The sequence below is a fragment of the Paenibacillus glycanilyticus genome (assembly GCF_051200795.1).
In the GTDB taxonomy this organism is placed as follows: domain Bacteria; phylum Bacillota; class Bacilli; order Paenibacillales; family Paenibacillaceae; genus Pristimantibacillus; species Pristimantibacillus glycanilyticus.
In genome coordinates, this window is sequence record NZ_CP195155.1 from 5,223,436 (window position 1) to 5,240,486 (window position 17,051).

At 49.7% G+C, this 17,051-nt stretch carries 16 protein-coding genes; 2 read left to right on the forward strand and 14 right to left on the reverse strand.

The annotated features are described in order from the left end of the window. Window positions 1-3: 3 nt before the first annotated feature. From ACR9FF_RS23510 to ACR9FF_RS23550, 9 genes are all read right to left on the reverse strand, one after another. On the reverse strand, window positions 4-1,116 hold the full coding sequence (locus ACR9FF_RS23510; protein ID WP_127493134.1) for a sulfate ABC transporter substrate-binding protein: 1,113 nt from the start codon (window positions 1,114-1,116) through the stop codon (window positions 4-6). Between the two features lie 220 nt (window positions 1,117-1,336). Next, window positions 1,337-2,326 (reverse strand): ABC transporter ATP-binding protein, encoded by a 990-nt coding sequence (locus ACR9FF_RS23515; protein WP_127493136.1) that lies wholly within the window; start codon window positions 2,324-2,326, stop codon window positions 1,337-1,339. Then, on the reverse strand, window positions 2,323-3,348 hold the full coding sequence (locus ACR9FF_RS23520) for an ABC transporter ATP-binding protein (protein WP_435165382.1): 1,026 nt from the start codon (window positions 3,346-3,348) through the stop codon (window positions 2,323-2,325). The genes ACR9FF_RS23515 and ACR9FF_RS23520 overlap by 4 nt, the downstream gene beginning before the upstream one ends. Continuing rightward, window positions 3,315-4,286 (reverse strand): ABC transporter permease, encoded by a 972-nt coding sequence (locus tag ACR9FF_RS23525; RefSeq protein ID WP_435165385.1) that lies wholly within the window; start codon window positions 4,284-4,286, stop codon window positions 3,315-3,317. Before ACR9FF_RS23525 ends, ACR9FF_RS23520 begins: the two co-directional genes overlap by 34 nt. Then, window positions 4,283-5,254, reverse strand: a complete 972-nt coding sequence (locus ACR9FF_RS23530) for an ABC transporter permease (protein WP_132307856.1) — start codon at window positions 5,252-5,254, stop codon at window positions 4,283-4,285. Before ACR9FF_RS23530 ends, ACR9FF_RS23525 begins: the two co-directional genes overlap by 4 nt. A 191-nt stretch (window positions 5,255-5,445) precedes the next feature. Continuing rightward, a complete protein-coding gene (locus ACR9FF_RS23535; protein WP_435165388.1) occupies window positions 5,446-7,188 on the reverse strand; it encodes an ABC transporter substrate-binding protein in 1,743 nt (580 codons plus the stop codon). 359 nt (window positions 7,189-7,547) lie between these two features. After that, a complete protein-coding gene (gene dnaI / locus ACR9FF_RS23540) occupies window positions 7,548-8,504 on the reverse strand; it encodes a primosomal protein DnaI (protein ID WP_201007996.1) in 957 nt (318 codons plus the stop codon). A gap of 23 nt (window positions 8,505-8,527) precedes the next feature. Beyond that, window positions 8,528-10,048 (reverse strand): helicase DnaB, encoded by a 1,521-nt coding sequence (locus ACR9FF_RS23545; RefSeq protein WP_127493149.1) that lies wholly within the window; start codon window positions 10,046-10,048, stop codon window positions 8,528-8,530. A 209-nt stretch (window positions 10,049-10,257) separates the two neighbouring features. After that, complete coding sequence (locus tag ACR9FF_RS23550) at window positions 10,258-10,545, reverse strand: YuiB family protein (protein ID WP_127493152.1); 288 nt, start codon at window positions 10,543-10,545, stop codon at window positions 10,258-10,260. Between the two features lie 158 nt (window positions 10,546-10,703). Here ACR9FF_RS23550 and hemQ point away from each other — a divergent pair, with 158 nt between their 5' ends. Beyond that, window positions 10,704-11,450 carry a hydrogen peroxide-dependent heme synthase gene (gene hemQ / locus ACR9FF_RS23555; RefSeq protein ID WP_127493155.1) on the forward strand — a complete coding sequence of 249 codons (747 nt, stop codon included), beginning with the start codon at window positions 10,704-10,706 and terminating at the stop codon, window positions 11,448-11,450. Window positions 11,451-11,658: 208 nt separating this feature from the next. Here the strand turns inward: hemQ and ACR9FF_RS23560 are convergent, their stop codons facing one another. The 3 genes from ACR9FF_RS23560 to ACR9FF_RS23570 form a co-directional block, all read right to left on the reverse strand. After that, on the reverse strand, window positions 11,659-12,147 hold the full coding sequence (locus tag ACR9FF_RS23560) for an NUDIX domain-containing protein (RefSeq protein ID WP_435165393.1): 489 nt from the start codon (window positions 12,145-12,147) through the stop codon (window positions 11,659-11,661). Window positions 12,148-12,739: 592 nt separating this feature from the next. Further along, window positions 12,740-13,000, reverse strand: a complete 261-nt coding sequence (locus tag ACR9FF_RS23565; protein ID WP_435165396.1) for a hypothetical protein — start codon at window positions 12,998-13,000, stop codon at window positions 12,740-12,742. Further along, the gene (locus ACR9FF_RS23570) at window positions 13,000-14,193 is read right to left on the reverse strand and encodes an NAD(P)/FAD-dependent oxidoreductase (protein WP_015846384.1); all 1,194 of its coding nucleotides are present in this window, start codon (window positions 14,191-14,193) and stop codon (window positions 13,000-13,002) included. The genes ACR9FF_RS23565 and ACR9FF_RS23570 overlap by 1 nt, the downstream gene beginning before the upstream one ends. 355 nt (window positions 14,194-14,548) lie before the next feature. Here ACR9FF_RS23570 and ACR9FF_RS23575 point away from each other — a divergent pair, with 355 nt between their 5' ends. Beyond that, the gene (locus ACR9FF_RS23575; protein ID WP_435165400.1) at window positions 14,549-15,550 is read left to right on the forward strand and encodes an NAD(P)/FAD-dependent oxidoreductase; all 1,002 of its coding nucleotides are present in this window, start codon (window positions 14,549-14,551) and stop codon (window positions 15,548-15,550) included. 336 nt (window positions 15,551-15,886) lie between these two features. On the opposite strand, the gene sda is transcribed toward ACR9FF_RS23575, so the two are convergent. Together sda and ACR9FF_RS23585 are read right to left on the reverse strand one after the other, a co-directional pair. Continuing rightward, complete coding sequence (gene sda / locus ACR9FF_RS23580; protein ID WP_336776565.1) at window positions 15,887-16,030, reverse strand: sporulation histidine kinase inhibitor Sda; 144 nt, start codon at window positions 16,028-16,030, stop codon at window positions 15,887-15,889. Window positions 16,031-16,359: 329 nt separating this feature from the next. Then, window positions 16,360-17,031, reverse strand: a complete 672-nt coding sequence (locus ACR9FF_RS23585) for a YheC/YheD family protein (protein WP_127493168.1) — start codon at window positions 17,029-17,031, stop codon at window positions 16,360-16,362. Window positions 17,032-17,051: the final 20 nt, after the last annotated feature.

The following is a 17,051-nucleotide window of genomic DNA, read 5'->3' on the forward strand; positions in this document are numbered from 1 at the left end:
TCATTATTTCGAGCCTGGCGTGTAAATCTTGTCGAAGATGCCGCCATCGTTAAAGTGTTTCTCTTGAGCCGTCTTCCAGCCGCCGAAGTCATCGATGGTAATCAGTTCAAGATCTTTGAATTGGTCTTTGTATTTCGCTGCAACCGTTTCGTTGATTGGACGGTAGTAGTTTTGCGCCGCAATTTCTTGGCCTTCGTCGGAGTACAGGTATTGCAGGTAAGCCGTAGCTACGTCACGCGTGCCGCGTTTGTCTACCACTTTGTCAACGACGGCAACGGGAGGCTCCGCTTTAATGCTGAGCGAAGGATATACGATATCGAATTTATCCGGACCAAGCTCTTTCACGGACAGGTAAGCTTCATTCTCCCAAGCAAGCAATACGTCGCCAATGCCTTTTTCTACGAACGTTGTGGTAGCGCCGCGTGCGCCGGAATCAAGTACAGGAACATGTTTATACAATTGTTGTACGAATTCTTGCGCTTTCGCTTCATCGTTATTGTTTTGTTTGAGCGCGTAACCCCAAGCCGCGAGATAGTTCCAGCGCGCACCGCCCGAAGTTTTCGGACTTGGTGTAATCACTTCAACGCCATCCTTGATCAGGTCGTTCCAGTCCTTAATGCCTTTTGGATTGCCTTTGCGCACAAGGAATACGATGGTGGACGTGTAAGGTGCGCTGTTATGTTCGAATTTTGTCTGCCAGTCGGGTTTGATCAGGCCCGGTTCTACCAGTGCGTCAATGTCGTAACCTAGCGCCAGCGTTACAACGTCTGCTTCCAGACCATCGATAACGGCACGCGCTTGTTTGCCGGAGCCGCCGTGGGATTGCTTAACGGTAACCTTTTGGCCTGTTTTGTCCAGCCAATATTTCGAGAATGCTTCGTTATATTTAACGTACAGCTCACGGGTTGGATCGTAAGATACGTTCAGGAGTTCAACATCTTTAGGTTTTTCGGTTGGAGCTTCCGATGCAGTGCCCGCATTGGATGCTGCAGGAGTTTCTTTATTTCCACTGCTCGAGGAATTCGAATTGGAGTTGGAGTTATTGCCGCATGCTGCGAGGGCCAGCGTAAAAGTAAGAATAAGTACGAACGAGCGGATAATAGCTAATCTCTTCATTGTCAACACACCCCTATTTTTATTGACAGACGAATAATGATTAGCATCCGGTGGTCCGGGTAGATAATATTATTCCTACCTGTTTAGTTGGTTATGGATGAATATTACCAGTCCGCCCAATCATCTGTCAATAGAAAATTGGAAATTATTTATTGACTATATAAGGCAAACTTATAAACAGACGCAATAAAAGCCGGGCAGCAGCCCGGCTTTTGTTGCGTTATTGAGCTAAACCTTCATCCAGCGGGAAATGGCAGGCGATTTGCCTTCCATCCTCGCGCTCCTTCAGAAGCGGTTCTTCCACGCTGCATTTGGCTTTCGCCGCCGGGCAACGCGGGTGGAAACGGCAGCCGGACGGCGGGTTAGCCGGCGACGGCACATCGCCTTGCAGCACGATTCTCTCCCGTTTCCGCGTCGGGTCCGGCCTTGGAATGGCCGATAAGAGAGCTGCCGTATACGGATGGAGCGGTTTCGCGAACAGTTCCTCCGTTGGCGCGATCTCGACGATTTTTCCCAGATACATAACGCCTACCCGGTCGGAGATATGCCGCACCACGTTAAGACCATGGGCAATAAAAAGAAAGGTTAACCCCAGCTCGCGCTGAAGCTTCATCAGCAGGTTAATAACCTGCGATTGCACCGATACGTCAAGGGCGGATACCGCTTCGTCCGCGACAATAAACTCGGGATTTAAAGCGATTGCCCTTGCGATACCGATCCGCTGCCGCTGACCGCCGGAGAACTCGTTCGGATACCGGTTGCGGCGAGTAGCGTCGAGGCCAACAAGCTCCATCAGCTCAACGACACGCTTGTCGATCTCGCGCTCCGTCATCCTTTCGTGCAGCCGCAGCGGTTCCCCGATAATATCCTTTACCAGAAACCGCGGGTTCAGCGATCCGAACGGATCCTGGAAAATAATCTGCATCTGCTTCCGCAGCCGGCGCAGCTCCGATCCTGCTAACTTCTGGACATCCGTCCCGTTGAAGTTAACCTCGCCTTCCGTCGCCTTATGTAGATTAAGTACAACCCGGCCAAGCGTTGATTTGCCGCAGCCCGACTCGCCAACAAGCCCAAACGTCTCTCCCTTGCGGATGGACAGCGACACGTCGTCCACCGCTTTGACCTGGCCAACTACCCGGTTCAGGAGACCCGACCGGATCGGGAAATATTTTTTCACTCCACGCAGCTCCAATACGTATTCCGCGTTCATCGGCTCACCTCGGGCTTCGATTCATTTTTCCATGCTGCGGCTCCGCCTTCCTCCGAATACATCCAGCAGGAAGCGTAATGATCCTCGGTTACGGCCATAGCCGTTGGTGCCTTCTCCCGGCAAATATCCTTCGCATACGGGCAGCGGGGATGGAAGCGGCAGCCCTCAGGGAGCTGGCTTAACCCGGGGATATTGCCCCGTATCGTATACAACTCTTCGCCGCGATCGCCTTCCAAGCCCGGCACCGATTTCAGGAGGCCTTCCGTATAAGGATGGCTAGGGCGTGCGAATATTTCGTTTGCGCTGCCCTCCTCCACGATGATGCCGGCGTACATAACCGCTATGCGGTCTGCCATCTCGGCGGCCACGCCCATGTCATGCGTAATGAGCAGAATGGACATGCCAAGCTCCTTCTGCAGGCTGCGGAGCAGATCGAGAATTTGCGCCTGTACCGTAACGTCCAGTGCCGTGGTTGGCTCGTCTGCGATAAGCAGGCTGGGATCGCACGCTAGGGCTATCGCGATAACAACCCGCTGGCACATCCCGCCGGACAGCTCATGGGGATATTGCTTGACCCGGATTTCCGGAGCCGGAATGCCCACCAATCGCAGCATGTCAACCGCCATTTTACGGGCTTCCTTCTTCCCTTTTTTCCGGTGAAGCATAATGCTCTCGGCGATCTGATCCCCTATGGTATAGACAGGATTGAGAGAGGACATCGGATCCTGGAAAATCATCGCGATTTTGTTGCCGCGAATCCGGATCATTTCATCCTGGCTCTTTTTCGCCAGATCCTCGCCTTGAAATTTGATGCTCCCTTCCAGAATCGCGCCGCCGTTATAATCAATCAGCCGCATGACGGCCAATGAAGTGACGCTTTTGCCGCTGCCCGATTCTCCAACCAGACAGACGGTTTTCCCTTTTTCAATGGAGATGGACAGATGCTCGGTTGCTTTAACCGTACCGCCCACCGTCAGAAATCCGGCCGTTAAATTTTCGATTTCAAGAAGCTTTTCCGCCATCTGTCAATCCTCCTCTCGGACATTTTCTGCCGCGGGTTCAGGGAGTCTTGAATGCCGTCACCTATAAAATTCACGGCTAGCACAACCAGAAGAATGCAAAGGCCCGGGTAGACGGCCTGCAGCGGATCAACAAGCATAAACTCCTGCGCGTTGCTCAGCATCAGCCCCCAGCTTGTTTTCGGCGCTTGAATGCCTAAGCCGAGATAGGATAATGCCGATTCGCTCAAAATCGCTGACCCCACCATTAGAGTTGCGTTTACGATAATCGGAAAGCTTGCGTTGCGGAGCAAATGTTTGAAAATAATGCCGAGATTCGATACCCCGATGGCCCTTGCCGCTTCTACGTACTGCATTTCCCGGAGCTGCAGGAACATTCCCCGCACAAGCCGCGCCACGCTCATCCAGCTCGTTAGGATCAGCACGATAATCATGTAACGGAATTCGGTGCCGAAGATCGCAAGCACCAGAATATTAAGGAACAATAACGGAATCGAATTCATCACGTCTACAAGCCGCATAAAGCAGGTATCGATAAATCCGCCGAAAAAACCGGATATGGATCCGATAATAGCCCCGATAATGACAGATCCGGCAGCTACGGAGAATCCAACAGTCAAAGAAATCCGAGCGCTATAGAGCAATCTCGCGAAGATGTCCCGGCCTAACTCGTCCGTGCCGAGCAAATGCCCGTCCGTACCCGCTTTTACATTTACAAACATCATATCGATTTTTGCCGGATCGTATTTCGTAAGCCAAGGCGCTGCCGCCCCGCCGATTATAAAAATCAGAAGGACAACAAGACCGGTGACCGCATAAGGATTGCGCCTGAATTTGGACCAAGCCGTACGCCAAGGGCCCGGAGGGCGCTTAAGCGGCTTACTCGCCTGTACTTCAACTTGCGGGATAACCGTTGAGGTTTGCAAATTGGCTTCGCTCATGCCGACCTTCCCCCTCTCTTGCCAAGCTGCACCCGTGGATCAACGACGGCATACAACAAGTCAGCGAGCAGATTACCGAAAATGACAATAACAGCCGTCAATAGAGTAATAGCCATAAGAACGGAGTACTCTCGCGCAACCGCCATCTGTACGAATAAACGGCCCATTCCCGGCCAATTGAAGACACTTTCGGTTATGGCTGCGCCGGCAACGAGCAGCGGCAGGTCAAGCGCAATAATCGTAATAATCGGAATAAGCGCATTGCGGAGAGCATGTTTGTAGATGACTTTCCCTTCCTGCACCCCTTTTGCCCGTGCCGTACGGATATAATCCTGATTAAGCACTTCCATCATGCTGGAACGCGAATATTTCACGTAAGCAGCTAGAAAACCGAGAGTAAGAACGGTCACCGGCAAAACAAGATGCAGCATCAAGTCGCCGAATTGACCTTCTTTATCCATGGAATACATATCGGCCAGCGGCAGAAGATCCAGCTTTATCGAGAAGATCTGCTGAAGAATGATCCCGAACCAGAAGGTCGGCATCGCAAATCCAATATACGAAATAAAGGAGGCCGTTTGATCGGATAGGCTATATTCCTTCGTGCTGTTGTAGATGCCCCATGGAATAGCGATGATCAGTGTCAGCAGCCAAGCGACACTCATCAGAATAAACGTGTTTTTAACGGTTGGCCAAATAATCTCGCCAATCGGCACATGATTCTTGAACGTATAACCCAGGTCGCCCTGCAGCAAATTGCCTAACCAACTTAAATATTGCATGGGAAGTGGTTTATCAAGACCCATGTTATGGGCCTGTATTTCCATGGCTTCCGGCGATAAGCCGGGCGCCAGCATGATTTGAAAAGGTCCTCCCGGAGCGGCATGGATAAGCCCGAATGTCACGAGCGTAATCAGGAATAGCACCAAGACGGACTGAAGTGTTCGGCGAATAATAAACTCGGTCATTTGCCCATCCTCCTAAAAGAATTGCCGCTGCTCTTGTGGCAATTCTACTTCGTAAGCGTAAACCTAAGAATTACCGCGCCTTTTGAGGTAATTCTTACTTCGTAAGCGTAACCCTAAGAATTGCCGCGGATTGGTTTACAAGGAAGAAGAGGGCCACGCCCTCTTCTCCTGCAAACGATTGATTACGCCGCTTATTCGGCCAGCCACCATTTGATCATATGATAGAAATATCCGGTTTGCTGCGTTGGTACAGGCGCATCCTCTTCCGCAAATTTCACTTTAGGTCCGATACCTTGAGGGTTGCCGTATTGGTACAGGAATACGTAAGGCAAGTCAGTCGAAATTTCGGTTGCGATTTGGTTGTAAATTTCTTTACGGGCTGCTTGATCCACGACGGAGTAACCGTCTACCCACAGCTTGTCGAGCTTCTCGTTCTTATACCAACCGCTGTTTTGACCTGCCGGCGGGAAGTATTTCGACGAGAAAATGCTTTCGCCGTCCGGATCCGGATTGCTAAGCGACCAGCCAAGCAGAATGGCAGGGTATTTACCAGGCGTAATGTTCTGATCGATCCATGTTGCGAAATCGATCGCCGTCGGCTTCACTTCGATGCCTACGTCCTTCAGGTTCTGCTGAATGATTTGAGCTACCGCTTCACGGCGGCTGTTGCCGGCGTTGTATTGCAGTTCGAAGGAGAAGCGGTGGCCGTCTTTCGCGAGAATGCCGTCTTTGCCGGCAACCCAGCCGTCTTCGGCCAGCAACGCTTTTGCTTTCTCGGCGTCGTAATTGTAATTAACCGCTTTGTCGCCTGGATCCGACCAGGAGCCTGGAAGGAACGGTGCATTCATCAGAGCGCCTGTACCTTTCAGAACGTTATCGACCATGCCTTGGCGGTTCAGAGCGTAAGCAATGGCTTGACGGCTCTTCTGCGAAGAGAACGGAATGAACTTATCCGGGAAGTTGTTGGCGTCAAAGTTAAAGCTGATATACTCGTAGGTCGAGGTTGATCCTTTAATGACATTGATTTTGTCGTTTTTCTCAACCGCTTCAAGCTGCGTGATCGGAATCGCCAGCGTCGTGTCCACATCGCCTTTGATCAGCGCTTGAACCTCCGTATTTTGATCGGCGTAAATTTTGTAAACGACTTTTTGAATATTAGGCTTTACTTCGCCCCAATAATTCGGATCGGCTTCCAGGCTTACGTATTGGCCGGCTTTCCACTCCGACCATTTCCAAGGACCGCTTGTCACCGTCTTGGCAGGGTCTTTACCGAATGCATTCGCCTGCAAATCTTCAGGCTTCACGTCCTTGAGGATATGGCTTGGCACCGGATTAAGCATCAGGGAATATTGGAATGGCGCGTATACTTGCTTCAGCGTAATTTTGACGGTGTAGTCGTCGACTTTCTCGACGCTGCCAACTTTGTCAAACGTGCTGATGCCTGGCGCACCCGCTTTTGGATTGATGATCGTATTAATAGTAAAGACCAAATCATCCGCGGTAATTGGTTGACCGTCACTCCATTTGGCCGTATTTTTCATTTTCACGGTATAGGTTTTGCTGTCTTCCGAAATTTGCGGAAGTTCGGCAGCCAGAGACCATGGCTGTACAACCAGGTTGCCGTCACGGTCCAGATCGTACAATTGGGCGAATAACAAATATTGCATATCTCCGGAAGCCGTATCATTCACAAAAATCGGATTGACCGAGACAATATCGGAGAATGTGCTTACCGTTAACGTTCCGCCTACTTTAGGCGCACTGGGATCCTCTGAAGGTTCCGCGGAAGGAGAAGCCGATTCATCGGCAGTCGTTGCCGAAGGCGAAGGGGAATTCGAGCTGTTATTAGTATTCTTATTGGAACAGCCTGCGATTAGGATAACCAGAATACTTAATAGGAACAAAAACTTCATAGATTTCTTTCGGGTAATCATCCTATCTCCTCCTTTAAATTGAACGTGATATCGTCCATACGCTCTCTGTTTAAACATCGCTGCCTTTCCATTTGTTCAAATCTTTTAATTTTTCTGATTATTTTGAACGTAAGTATTGCATTCTGTTTACGTCGCCTACATAATTTACTAGTAAGGCATTAATAGCAAACTCATTCTAAACTTCTGCTCACCGATTTTGTCTTCCATAGATGTACATCTTGAACTTTATTTTTCCAAGTATGTAACATTCTCTCACCTCCCCATGAAGAGAGTATACTATAAGTTATTAACGCGGTAAATAGTTAAAGTATGTTCAAAAAAAGAGGTCACACATTTGAACAAATGTGCAACCTCTTTTTTTATTTGCGTCCCCGCTTATTCTCTCCCGTGACCATAACAACCTCAACATAAGGTCTGATCCTGTTCATCAGGCGTTCTCCTTTATGCTGCTCATCGCCGTCTTTGCTCGTAAAGCTGAAGTGTCTCTCCAGAGCATCTAGCTCATAGTTGGAAGTATATAAGGTAGGCTTCCGGTTCATCCGGTAATTAAGAATCGATCCAAGGACATGGTCCCGAACCCACGGATTCAGATTCTCGGCTCCGATATCGTCAAAGATGAGAAGATCGGTCTCCTTCATCATTTCTACCGTCTCGCGAAGCTTAGTCTGGTCATGCATCATCGATTTCAAATCTTCCACGAATTCCGGCATGTAAACGATAGCTCCCGAGTATCCCGCCTTCGCAAGCTCGTGAAGCAGATAACACATAAGAAACGTCTTGCCCGTGCCGAACTTGCCGGCCAGGTACAAGCCTTCCTTTTGCAAACCTTCTTCCTTCGTCTTATCGATATAAGCGAGAATCTGATAGGCTGCCTCGGTCCGCTTCGGATCGTTGAACAATATTTCATCAGCCGAATAACCGTTATTCAGCGCAGTCTCGTCCACATAGAAGCTGCGAATCCGGTTCTTGATCTGCTCTTCGCTGCGCCGCGCGAGGAACTTCTTGCAGGATACCTTCCGGTCAATCAATTGAACCTGATCATTTACCGTTTCGCAGGAAAGTAATGTATAATGGCCTTCGAAATCATTCGGACAATTGTTTAATCCCGGGCAGTTCGAACAATTCCGGTATTCATTCACATATTGATAAACCCGGTTCATATTCATCCGTACCGCACGTTCATCCAGCTCAGGGTGCTTGACGAACAGACGCTCAACAAGAGGGTCCGCCATTAGCTCTCTAAGCTTTTGTTCCGCTTGATCGTTCATTGACTTACCGCCAGGCCATGCTTTTAACATTTCACCAAGCGATTCCATTCGTATTCACCCCGCTTTATGGTTTAACCTTTGCCGTCCAGCTTTCTGGCCAGCTTTCGCATTTGTTCCAGCTTCTCCGGCGAAATTGCCGTATCTCCCGCTCCTTCATCCTGTACAATCGGGATTGAAGGCTTACGCGAAATACCTCCGCGCGAGCTGTTGCGCGACGTTCCTCTCGTGCCCGGAAGACCTGCTGCCGCTCTGGCATTCCGGCGTTCCTTGTCGGCCTCTACCTCGGCTTGTTCTCTGACGTAAAGAACGGCCTTCTCGAAGGTATCCACCTGCTTTACCAGCATGTTGGACACAACGGCCTCCACGAATGTTTTCGTTACGCGCTGCGCATCGTTCATGCCTATCACGTAATGAATAAGTACGTTGATTACCGGTTCGGGGAGCTTGTAATTCAGATCAATCCGCTCAAAGGATCTTTCGATCCAATCCGGTACGGCCCCAGGGAAAAACCGCTGCAAAAAACGGGTATGCGGTTCGTTCCGCATGAGCATATTATATTGCTGCACGTCGCATCTGCCCGCCAATTGGCTTGGCACAAGCATGTAATACTCTTCCTGAACGCCAAACTCGACAAGCTCTTCCTCCGTCTCGTTTGGTTGAACGGCTGCTGCCTGCACGCGGGCAATCGTTCTTTGCCGTTCTCCTTCGCGCTTCTTATCCTGGCGGTACAGTTGATTCGCGCGCAGTTGAATTTCGTCTACGATCAGATCGCCATTCGAAGCGAAAATGCCGTCTTCATCCAATAAACGGCAAATGTCCGCAACGGATAGATTGTATTTGTAAGCAACATAATTGACTTGCGCGAGCTGCTCGGAATTGCCGCGCATTCGCTCCACATAACTTCGGTTCGCCGAATTTCGCGGAAAACGAAGGATAATTTCCCCGTAAGGAATACCTGCCGTCTCAAGCTGTGCCCGAGGCGCAGCCTGACGGGTTGGCGCTACTTCCGTTAAAGCTTGTTCGAGCTCCTGATCCACCGAATGCGTGTTCAGTTGGAAGAGCTCATAGAAAGGCACCGATATGTTTTCTTTGGTCAACTGCTTCTGCGCCAGCTCGTCCGGCTCTTGCGCCCCAAACGATTCGCGAAGCGAAATAACCGCGTACTTGCCGATCTTGTCCCTAAGAAGCAGGGTCAAATGCTGATTGCGGAAAAATTCCCCCGGCGTTAGCGGCTGCGACAGTTCGTATTCGTACATGACATCCGCCTGATCCGGCAATCCTACCCGCGACGTCTGCAGAAGCCCAACCGCTTCGAGGCGCGATGCCTGATCGATCAAATATTTTCTGCCGCGTTCGTTCATGTCCAGTCCAAGTCCCAGGAACAGCTTGCGCTGCGTTTCAATGGCGGAATAACCGGACGTTCCTTCGGCAATGCCATGATAAAGCTGCTGATATAAAGCAATAGCAAATGCGCCTATCATCGGCTGATAGATAAGCGACAACATTTTATAGTCCAAGCTGCTTAGCGAAAAATCTCGAAAAATGTAATAACGGTGATGTTCTGTATATTGCAGTAGATTACCGATGCGCAATTGCATCTCTCCATCTCATTCGTACTTTCTATTATTCTAACATAAAAAGAAGGGCCGGGGACGAATACAAAACTAGAAATATGAGGTGACGCGGCAAGCAGCCGTCGCTATCCCTGGCAGAACGCGGTATACGAGGAAACTAATAATTTTCTTAGAAACGGAAAACGGCTCCGTGATTCCCTTCGGAATAACGGAAGCCGTTGAATGATTTAGAACATTTTATAGCCGCCGCGGCGCAGCGCGCGAATGGCCCATCCGCTGATATAAGCACCCGCCAAGGCGCCGATTACCGGGATAACATCTACATATGTAAACTCTGTGAAATTGTCGACAAACGAAACGGAATGATCCCATGTCGACCATATGCCGATAGGCAGCAGTACGATTATAAAGACATAAATAGGAAACCACGTTGTTTTGAGAAGCATGTTGAGAATAAAGCCGATGCCGAACATCATGACCAGGAACAGCACGGTGGCTACAAATAATTGAAGCATGTCCTCTTCTCCTTATGGAAAGTCTCGCTTTTCAGTTTAAATAATGGAAATAAGGAAGTCAATCGGAGCTGTCCATTTGTCACAAGTCCGCCATTTGCTCTAGCTGATTTATTTACGATACAATGTTAAAAGCAATGTGACGAGAGGAGAATTTACCCATGAGTGAAGTAGCCATTACATTAGAAGGCTGGTACGCGCTGCATGATTTCCGTTCAATGGATTGGGCGGCATGGCGGCTTGCAAGCGATAGAGAACGGAGCCAGGCGTTGGACGAGCTTCAATCCTTCCTGAAGGAATGGAGCAGCGTTGACGAGAACAAGCAAGGCAGCACGGCTGTTTATTCCATCGTTGGCCAAAAAGCCGATTTCGTGTTTATGCACCTGCGCGAAACGCTGGAAGAGCTGAACGAGATCGAAACCGCGTTTAACAAAACGCTGTTCGCCGAGTTCACGCAGCCGGCTCACTCGTATGTGAGCGTTGTTGAGCTTAGCAACTACGTCAATTCCCCGGGCAGCGACCCGATGCAAAATCCGGAGGTTGTGGCGCGTCTAAAGCCATCCCTTCCAAAAGCAAGACATATTTGCTTCTATCCGATGAACAAACGCCGTTCCGGCAACGATAACTGGTACATGCTGAGCATGGAAGACCGCCGCAACATGATGCGCAGCCACGGCATGATCGGCCGCAAATATGCCGGCAAGGTGAAACAGATCATCACCGGCTCCGTTGGTTTCGATGATTGGGAATGGGGCGTTACGCTGTTTGCCGACGATGCCCTTCAGTTCAAAAAGCTCGTATACGAAATGCGCTTTGACGAAGTCAGCGCGCGTTACGGCGACTTTGGCGAATTCTTTGTAGGGAATCTGCTGACGGACGAGAAGTTTAAGGCGATGCTCTCGCTGTAGGCATTGTAGGTTAGTGGCAGGACTGCGCATTTGAATGTTCTTCCGATCGCTGTTGTTCTCAAAGTTATCTGAATGAATTACGCTAATGTAAACCTTTGAGAACAAAGGCGAACGCTACGCTTCTACAGAATCATTCAACCTGCTCCATCCTCGCTTAACCTTTTTATAAGACCGATAAGCCACCGGGTGATTCCGGTGGCTTTATTTTTTAAGGTAGATAGACGTCGTAGGACTGGTATTTTGTCCTGGTGGTTATTGGGATGGATGATTTGAGCAGGCCTTGGTTAGAACCGTCGGCTGCTTGGATGAATTGTTTTGCGAGATCAATGACCTGTGGGTCATTTAAAGCCTGAGACGGACTTTGGAATCGCAGATCGGAGATCTCGTTCTGATCCAATGCCTTTAGTTTGCCGGATACATACTCCATTTCGAATACAATATAAACCCCCGTTTCCCTAACATCCCCCACTTGCCTCACTCCGCTTCGGATGCCGACAATTCTTGTTGGGACAGCGGACAGCCCCGTCTCCTCCTGAACTTCCCGAATCAAAGCTTCCTCTAAGGATTCCCCCGCTTCAACAAATCCACCCGGCAGCAACCACAATCCTTTATTAGCTCCATAATTTTGTTGAACCAGCAAAACCTCATCCGCTTTGCGCACGATTCCCCCAACCGAAATCGAAAATGGATATGTCACCTTTGCCGCCTCCCAACATCCCTGCTTTGGTTACAGCATAATACCAACCTTGGTCATAACTGAAATATATAGACTCGATAGAGCTTATAGTTAATAACAATAACACTCCTGCAACTCTGTGTATCGAACACAGTCCGGAACCTCCACAAAAAAAGTCTCAGCTAACGAAACTACGTATCGCTATTCGCTCGAATTTAGCGGTTTGGGAATTCTAACGAAACCTGGTATCGCTATTTACCGCTTATAAGCATCATGATGCCCGAAAAAGGGCAAATAGCGATATGACGTTTCGTTAGATTTGACAAATGGTCTATTTGCAGCAAATAACGATATGACGTTTCGTTAGATCGCGAAGTGCGGAGCGGAGCGCGGAGCGGACGCGCGGAGCGGAAGCGCGGAGCGGACACGCGGAGCCGACACGCGGAGCCGACACGCAGAGCGGACACGCGGAGCCGACACGCGGAGCCGACACGCGGAGCCGACACGCAGAGCCGACAAAAAGTTCGGTCAAAACAAAAAAGCTTTCACCGAAGCGCAATGTCGTTAAGTTTGCTTAACTTAATGACATTGTCGCCGAAGCGAAAGCTTTTTATTAATCTTCGTCGTCCTCGTCCAGGAGGCCGAGACGTTTTTGTTCGAGATAGAGCTCGGTCGCACGGTCGCGCTCGCGGCCTTTCTCCTTCAGCCGCTCGATGGCGGGCAGAATGAGAATATCCACTTCTTTTTGCACCGTATACGACAGATCATAACGATGCTGGGACTCGAGGAACGAGCCCACCTCCATCAACGCATTGTATCGGTCGAGCTCATCCCGGGTCAATAATCCCCGGACTTGAACGCTGCAGTGGCGCATTACAGGAACTTCCCTTTGCGCAGCACAAGCGGAATACCGCCGATAATGAACAGGTAACGGAGATCGATCATCTTTTTCAGCCAAGCAGCCGTGCGGCCTTTGTATTTCTTGCCGAAGGCGATGCCAATCGCTTCGCCTTTGCCAAGCGACGCCACCGTGCCTTTGTTGCTGAAGACAAAGGCCTTCAAAGGCTGGTTGCGGATCGAAGCAATCAGGTTATGAGCGCATACAACGCCTTGCTGCATGGCGATTTGAGCGGTTGGCGGGTATGGACGGCCCTCAGGATTAAACATCAGGGAGTTGTCGCCCACGATGTAAATATTCTCATGGCCTGGCGCGCGCAGGTTGTCGTCCACTTTTACGCGTCCGCGCATCGTTTCAAAGCCTGCATCCTCAATCAGACGATTGCCGCGGATACCCCCGGTCCAAATAACCGTCTGCGATTTGATTTCTTCGCCTTCGCCAACGACGACGCCGTCCGGCGTGCACTCTTTGATCGCCGTTCCGATGCGGAACGTTACGCCTTTTTTAGTTAATACGTCCATCGCGTATTCCACGAGCTCAGGATCGAAGCCCGGAAGCGCGGTTGGAGCAGCTTCAATATTATAAATTTTCACGAGTGCGGGATCGACGTCGAACTGCTTGCACAGCTCAGGGATACGGTCGGACAGCTCGCCAATGAATTCGATGCCGGTAAAGCCCGCTCCGCCTACGATAAAGGTCAGGTAGTCGGTACGATGCGGTTCGCGCTTGAAGCGCGCGAATTGATATTCGATATGCTCGCGGATGAGGCGGACGGAGTTGATGCTTCTAATATTCATTGCATATTCGCCAAGCCCAGGAATGCCGAAGGTTTCCGGCTCGCCGCCAAGACCGATGACTAGATAATCATACGAAAGAGTTCCATCCTCGAGAATAACCTTTTTGTCCTGCGGACGAATCTGAACGACCGTCGATTTCACGAAGTCGATCTTGAATTCGTCAATCAGCTTGGAAATGCTGACGCGCGCATTCTCAGGATTATCCGTTCCCGCAGCAGGCATATGCAAATGCGTTGTAATATAATGATAGTCGTGCTTATTCACCAAAGTGACGTCGGCCTCGTTATAATTAAGTTCTTTTTGCAACCGCAGCGCAGTAAGCACACCGCCGTAGCCAGCTCCTAAGATGACAATTTTGGGTATGTTGCTCATCGTATGATCCCATCCATTCCTTAGCTTGTTTATGTGTCTTTTTGTTTGTGAAAAATTACACAATCCGTGCTGGATCTATATTTCTACCCCAGCGAATTGTGTCATTTTTTGGTCCGATTTATCGCTCCGATTGTACGCTATAAATACCCGCGTTGCAGTCCTATTTATCTACTGTTGACTGTCCAAATTCGGCGCCATACATACAATACATCAGAAATATTACATAGTTTTCACTTAAACTTCAAGAGCAAAATATACGAAAAACTTTAGAGCAGCATACAAATTAATATTTCCTTCTTGGAAACGGCAGGCATATAATAGAAAGCAGATCATCAATATATTGGAGGTGCTTTCCATGTCATCCGTAGAGCAGCCGAATAACCTTGCAGATATTATCATTATTGGCGGCGGGCCTGCCGGCCTGTTTGCAGCCTTTTATGGCGGAATGCGCCAGGCATCCGTTAAAATTATCGAGAGCATGCCTCAGCTAGGCGGTCAGCTAGCAGCCCTTTATCCGGAGAAGTACATATATGACGTGGCCGGGTTCCCGAAAGTTACAGCCCAAGAGCTTGTTGATCGGTTAATTGAGCAAATCAGTCTTTTTCAGCCGGAAATATTATTAGAAGAAAAAGTCGTTGAAGTGAACAAACAGAGCGAACGTTTATTTGAAGTCATTACCAATAAAGCCGTACATTATGCAAAAGCCGTTATTATTACGGGGGGCGTGGGCGCTTTCGAGCCGCGCAAGCTGGAGCTGCCCGAAGCCGTGCAATACGAGAAGAGCAATCTTCATTATTTCGTCGGGGATCTGAACCGGTTCAAGGGGCAAAAGGTACTGCTCACGGGCGGCGGCGATTCGGCCGTTGACTGGGCGCTGATGCTTGAGCCCATCGCGGAGTCGGTTACGCTGGTACACCGCCGCGACAAGTTCCGCGCGCATGAGCATAGCGTAGAGAATCTGATGAACTCGAAGGTTAACGTACAGACGCCTAAAGAGGTTACCTCCCTCCACGGGGACGGCCGGATCAGCCGCGTAACGCTGACGGATGTCAAAACCAAGGAGCAAGCCGAGATCGAAGTAGATGCGGTAATCGTCAATTACGGCTTTGTTTCCTCTCTCGGCCCGATTGCCGAATGGGGCATTGAAATTCAAGGCGGCTCCATTGTCGTGGATACTAGAATGGAGACCAGCGTCAGCGGCATTTTTGCCGCGGGAGACATTACGACCTACCCGGGCAAGCTGAAGCTGATTGCCGTTGGCTTCGGGGAAGCCCCAACCGCCATTAATAACGCGAAGGTCTATATTGATCCGGACGCTAAGCTCTCACCGGGGCATAGCAGCAACATGAAGCTGTAGCTAATGTTAAAACGGAAATAAGAAGGGTATCCTAACGTTGGCGTTTCATTCAAGTGCAGGCAATCTGCACGAGCCAAGGAGGATACCCTTATGTTTTGTCCTGTATGCAATGGCATGCAGCCGCTGGATGCAGCTTGCTCCAATTGTGGCCAAGCGATGGAAGATTGGGGCCGAATGACGGACTGGATTGGTCCTTATGCACCTTATGTGCCACTTGAGACGGAAATGACTTTATGGAATCAATCGGCCGATAATAGAAACTGCTTGCATATTGTATACTGCTCGTCCTGCGAACGGACGGTTGAGGCTGCCGTTATGGAAATAGGGAGTACACCTTTAAATAGCGGTTGAGGCGGCAGCCTTGTTGAGTTGTCTTCGCTTCATCTCGAGCAGAAGCATTCGGATGAAGTCGTCTTCCAGCTTGTACTGAATAGCGGCAAGGTAGGTGTCTTCCAGCAGCTCGTCTGACAGCAGATCCATACCTGGACACTTCCTTTCTTCCTAAAGTTTCCTGAGCTGTCCCCATCGTAACATGCCCTTTTCCCTACAACAATGGCCCCCATTATACACATATCCTTGTGGACAGGCTGTGTATGAGATGTGAATACAAGTCGAAAAATGAGGATTTAACGCAGTGGATGATGTGGATACTTTTATACACAGCCTTTTTTTACCAAAACGCGATAAAAAACTTTAATCGAAATTCCTTGCCCCATTAATGGAATATATTGAAATTACGTGCATAAGCTTGTAGTTTCCCAGTGAAAAAAAAACAAACCCGAAAGGGTTTATGATCGGCCTTTTCCTTCTTATTGCGGCCTCGTATTCACTTCGAAGATCCATATCTTGCCGTTAACGTCGATGCCGTAATCAAACCCTAACTGCCCAACGCCAGGGAACCTTTCCTCCAGTATTCGCGTTGATGCAACGGTCAGATCGCGCATTTTTTGCTTTTTCGCCCCCACCAGAGACGGAGATAAGGATCTGCGGATTCCCTCTGCCGCCGTAACCATCGTGCCGCCTTGGCACAGGTTCGTGACAAACAGACCCGGCTTTGCAATTCTCCCTACCATGGAGCGATATTCCCAGCCTGTTTCCGTCTTTACATATTTGACCCGGTAATCAATCGGACGAGCGCCAACCTTGGCAAGACGGATGCCCTTTTGAATCAAATAAGGACGATTTTTGCGTTTCTTGTCGAGTGCGGATTTGAGAGCTTCAAAGCTGGCATAAGAATGCGTTGTCGAATGAGAGGTAAAGCTGTAGCCCGAGCTTGTCTTCGATACCTTAATAACGCCGTGTCCTCCCGTGCCGATAACCGGCTTGATGACAACCATTTGATGCTTGCCGAGCATGCTTCTTAAGTTGCCGGCATTATATAGCTTTGTTGGCGGTATATGCGGGGCAATAAACGGATCGGCGAGCAGCGCCGCCTGCTTAGCCCATTTATCGGGGACTGGCCGGCCAAGTTGTTCTTCCATGCTATCAATCTCCTTTCCTA